This window comes from Glaciecola sp. MF2-115 (assembly GCF_047250385.1).
In the GTDB taxonomy this organism is placed as follows: domain Bacteria; phylum Pseudomonadota; class Gammaproteobacteria; order Enterobacterales; family Alteromonadaceae; genus Glaciecola.
On record NZ_JBLBVM010000016.1, the window covers coordinates 1 to 3,158 of the forward strand.

Consider the following 3,158-nt stretch of genomic DNA (forward strand, 5'->3'; position numbering starts at 1 on the left):
TTTACCTAAATGGTTAACGCAGAGGGACATGGATTGTTTTATCAAAACCGAGTTAAATCAACCAAATATAACAAACGCATCAGTTCACTCCCTTCGGTCGCTGGGACAATTTTACGGGCGCATTTCGCGTTGCTCAAGAGCGGCACCCATAAACTTGCCTTCTGTGTGGGGTGTTGTGTTTTTCTTGTTTTGTGATGCGCACCACGCTACACTGTTTCCATGATCAAATCGTTCAAACACAAAGGCCTAAAGGTATTTTACGAGAAAGGTAAAACCACAGGCATTCAAACTCAGCACGCAAAAAAGCTACGTATGCAACTGGCGGCTATAAATACCGCCCATGAAATTGACGATATCAATATACCAGGCTTTTCCTTGCATAGGCTTAAAGGTGAACGAGCGAACATCTGGTCTATATCTGTAAATGGAAATTGGAGAGTAACATTTGAGTTCAAGGATGGTAATGCTTACATTCTTAATTATGAGGATTATCACTAATGAATATGCATAACCCACCGCACCCTGGTGAATTTATTGAAGCAGTATATCTGGAGCCATACAGCATTAGCTGTAGAACATTAGCTACACATTTAGGTGTGGCTGCATCAACCCTGAGTAGGGTTGTAAAGGGGAAAAGCGCTATAAGCCCAGAAATGGCACTGCGTTTATCAAAAACACTTGGCAGAACACCTGAAAGCTGGCTGAGTATGCAAGATAATTACGAGCTTTGGCAAGCAAAGCAAAATTTAGATTTAGCTAGAGTACAGCGGTTAGATTTAACCGCTGCATAAATGCAATTCAACTATAAAAATTTGTGTAAGCTCGTTCTTTTAATAGTCAGTCTCTTCTTTCTGTCAGAAACTTGTTCTCGGGTTCGCGAGCGCATGATGTTTGGTTCACGCTAGTAACCATCAGTTGTTGTTTCGACGTCAAACGAGTATTGTTTTACTTAAATTGTTATCGCAAGGAAACATGGAATGTTTTATCAAAATCGCACCAAAACGAAACAACATAACAATCGCATAAACGCACTCCCTTCGGTCGCTGGGACATCATTACGTGCGGTTGCACGCAATGCTGCCCTCTATGCGGGGTGTTATATTTTCTCAACTAGTGTTTTTACTTATTAAATGATTTCATTAAGACAATTTAAAGACTCTGATAAGATTAAGTTAATTGAAATTCTTAATGATCCGAGAGTATCTGAGTACCTATCATCAAAAATTCCTAATCCTTATACCGAGGTTGATGCCGATTGGTGGATAAAAGAAGGCAGCAGAATAGGCTTTATTCGAGCAATTGCGATAGAAGATGAGCTTGTTGGTTGCATAGGAGTTTCGACAGACGAATTCGAATACTCACGAAATGGAGAAGTTGGATATTGGTTTAGTTCTGAACATTGGGGTAAAGGTCTTGCCACACGGGCTGTTAATATTGTTACAGAAGAGGTCTTTCGAACCACTGACATAAATAGGATTTACGCCGCAGTCTTTTCGGGTAATACCGGCTCAATGAAAGTACTGGAGAAGTGTAATTATTTAGCTGAAGCTGTTCTTCAACAGGCTATTTATAAAAACGGTAAATTTTATGACAATCATATATTTGCCAAACTAAAATATAACAAGCGCCTTAACTCCGACAATGATTAGTTGTCATGGTTTTGGCAAACAATGCAAAAAGCCATGCCAACACATTGTGTGTTAGGCGGGCGTTATATGTTTCAAAGGTTCATTAGAGTATGAAAGATTGGATATAGTATTTGTAGCTGTGATGATTTTACTTGGGATAATATGCTTGGCGCCTGCATGGGTGATTCTATCAATGCCTAATGTTTGGTTTAAATCTGCGGTTAAAATGCCCGCAAAAAGCTTAACTATCTTTATTTTTATAATTTCTATATCGTTTGCATGGTACATAAATTTGGAACTTGAAATGGGCGCTATGTCGGCACTTGTTTATTTGGTTGTCAGCACTATTGTTTTAAGTTTACTGCTTTTACCAGCTGTTTATTTCTATTTGAAGTGGAGATTAGCTGATGACAACATATAACAAACGACTATGGCGTAAGCTCTTTCTTTCAAGAGTCCCTCTCATCTGTTTTTAATGAGTTATTTTCGGGTTCGCGAGCATTTTCTGTTTGGTCTTCGCTAATCAACATTAGTTGTTGTTTTAACGTCAAACGAGTATATTTTTACCAAAATGGTTAACGCAAGGAGACATGGATTGTTTTATCAAAATAGCACCAACATTCAGCAACATAACAAACGCATCAGTTCACTCCCTTCGGTCGCTGGGACAACTTTACGGGCGCATTTCGCTTCGCTCAAGAGCTGCACCCATAAACTTGCCCTCTATGCGGGGTGTTAGGGTTTAATGAGTGATAAAAGAGTTTATCTAGCTTTTCAATTAATATTGCTATTATTGCCGGCTACACTAGCGACATGCTTTTTAAGTACAAATGACTACATTTCTAATAATTATTCTGAGTATCTTATTTATATTGCTGGGGTAACTGGTTTTATCTCAGTGGTACTCTTGAGTGAATCTCTTTCGATACTTTTGCCTGAGTCCTTAGCGTCATTTATTTCTATCGGTTTGTATATATTAATTGCGACTTTAATTTTTGTAAGGGTTTACCAACCAGTGCTAAAGCGATTTTTTATTGTAAGTAGCATTAATGTTTGGCTTGCTATCTGGTCTGTATTTATTGGTGATATATTTTTATTTTTGGCTATGCAATAACTTTAGTGTAGCTTCAAGTAAGCTCTTTCTTTCAAAAGTTACTCTCACCTGTTTTTAATCCGCCTTTTTCGGGTTCGCGAGCATTCGCTGTTTGGTTCACGCTGGTCAGCACCAGTTGTTGTTTAAACGTCAAACGAGTGTTATTTTTACCTAAATGGTTAACGCAGGGAAACATGGAATGTTTGGTCAAAATCGTAATAAATTCCGGCTACCTAACAAACGCATCAGTTCACTCCCTTCGGTCGCTGGGACAACTTTACGGGCGCATTTCGCTTCGCTCAAGAGCTGCACCCATAAACTTGCCCTCTATGCGGGGTGTTAGGTTTTGAAGTTATGAGCCTGAAAATGAAGCTTCTATTTCTAGCTGGAGTGTTGTCAATTGCTGAAGGCTACTTTTGGCTGATCAGAGGTATTTT

Annotated in this window: 5 protein-coding genes; all 5 read left to right on the plus strand. The window is 39.0% G+C overall.

Going from position 1 to position 3,158, the window contains the following annotated elements:
* The first annotated feature begins 219 nt into the window (after nt 1-219).
* The 5 genes from ACKLNX_RS00105 (at nt 220) to ACKLNX_RS00125 (ending at nt 2,742) form a co-directional block, all read left to right on the plus strand.
* Nucleotides 220-498: a type II toxin-antitoxin system RelE/ParE family toxin gene (locus ACKLNX_RS00105; protein ID WP_412970774.1), complete on the plus strand. Its 279-nt coding sequence runs from the start codon at nt 220-222 to the stop codon at nt 496-498.
* A complete protein-coding gene (locus ACKLNX_RS00110; RefSeq protein WP_412970775.1) occupies nt 498-791 on the plus strand; it encodes a HigA family addiction module antitoxin in 294 nt (97 codons plus the stop codon). The genes ACKLNX_RS00105 and ACKLNX_RS00110 overlap by 1 nt, the downstream gene beginning before the upstream one ends.
* A gap of 339 nt (nt 792-1,130) precedes the next feature.
* On the plus strand, nt 1,131-1,649 hold the full coding sequence (locus ACKLNX_RS00115) for a GNAT family N-acetyltransferase (protein ID WP_412970776.1): 519 nt from the start codon (nt 1,131-1,133) through the stop codon (nt 1,647-1,649).
* A gap of 97 nt (nt 1,650-1,746) precedes the next feature.
* Nucleotides 1,747-2,049, plus strand: a complete 303-nt coding sequence (locus tag ACKLNX_RS00120; RefSeq protein WP_412970777.1) for a hypothetical protein — start codon at nt 1,747-1,749, stop codon at nt 2,047-2,049.
* A 324-nt stretch (nt 2,050-2,373) separates the two neighbouring features.
* Complete coding sequence (locus ACKLNX_RS00125; protein ID WP_412970778.1) at nt 2,374-2,742, plus strand: hypothetical protein; 369 nt, start codon at nt 2,374-2,376, stop codon at nt 2,740-2,742.
* Nucleotides 2,743-3,158 lie beyond the last annotated feature (416 nt).